The sequence below is a fragment of the Lentzea sp. NPDC037011 genome (genome assembly GCF_055607425.1).
In genome coordinates this window covers 1-1,237 of sequence record NZ_JBVJRT010000031.1, presented here as the reverse complement: position 1 = coordinate 1,237, position 1,237 = coordinate 1, and the positions used below count along the sequence as shown (strand labels likewise).

Sequence of the window (1,237 nt, the reverse complement as noted above, 5' to 3'; positions counted from 1 at the left end):
TAAGTTCGGCGGCGACCTACTCTCCCACACCGTAACCAGTGCAGTACCATCGGCGCAGAAGGGCTTAACTACCGGGTTCGGAATGGGACCGGGTGTTTCCCCAACGCTATAACCACCGAAACACTATGAAATTACAACCAGCAACCCCGCAAGGGTCGCGATCGGTTCTGGTTGTTCTTCCAGAACCGCACAGTGGATGCGTAGCGTCTTCGTAACAAGTCCTCGGCCTATTAGTACCAGTCAGCTCCAACCGTTACCGGTCTTCCACCTCTGGCCTATCAACCCAGTGGTCTAGCTGGGGGCCTTAACCCACAAAGGGTGGGATACCTCATCTTGGAACGAGCTTCCCGCTTAGATGCCTTCAGCGGTTATCCCTTCCGAACGTAGCCAACCAGCAATGCTCTTGGCAGAACAACTGGCACACCAGCGGTCCGTCCGTCCCGGTCCTCTCGTACTAGGGACAGCCTTCCTCAAGTATCCTACGCGCGCGGCGGATAGGGACCGAACTGTCTCACGACGTTCTAAACCCAGCTCGCGTACCGCTTTAATGGGCGAACAGCCCAACCCTTGGGACCTACTCCAGCCCCAGGATGCGACGAGCCGACATCGAGGTGCCAAACCATGCCGTCGATATGGACTCTTGGGCAAGATCAGCCTGTTATCCCCGGGGTACCTTTTATCCGTTGAGCGACCACGCTTCCACAAGCCATGGCCGGATCACTAGTTCCGACTTTCGTCCCTGCTCGACCCGTCAGTCTCACAGTCAAGCTCCCTTGTGCACTTGCACTCGACACCTGATTGCCAACCAGGCTGAGGGAACCTTTGAGCGCCTCCGTTACTCTTTGGGAGGCAACCGCCCCAGTTAAACTACCCACCAGGCACTGTCCCTGATCCGGATCACGGACCGAGGTTAGACATCCAATACGACCAGAGTGGTATTTCAACGATGACTCCACAACCACTGGCGTGGCCGCTTCACAGTCTCCCACCTATCCTACACAAGCCGAATCGAACACCAATACCAAGCTATAGTAAAGGTCCCGGGGTCTTTCCGTCCTGCCGCGCGTAACGAGCATCTTTACTCGTAATGCAATTTCGCCGGGCCTGCGGTTGAGACAGTCGAGAAGTCGTTACGCCATTCGTGCAGGTCGGAACTTACCCGACAAGGAATTTCGCTACCTTAGGATGGTTATAGTTACCACCGCCGTTTACTGGCGCTTAAGTTCTCAGCTTCGCC

Annotated in this window: 2 rRNA genes; both read right to left on the bottom strand. The window is 55.9% G+C overall.

Features of this window, described 5'->3' with window-relative positions:
* Positions 1 to 3: 3 nt before the first annotated feature.
* Positions 4 to 120 (bottom strand): 5S ribosomal RNA (gene rrf, locus ACZ7CH_RS40785).
* Positions 121 to 210: 90 nt separating this feature from the next.
* Positions 211 to 1,237, bottom strand: a 23S ribosomal RNA gene (locus ACZ7CH_RS40780); the annotation flags it as partial.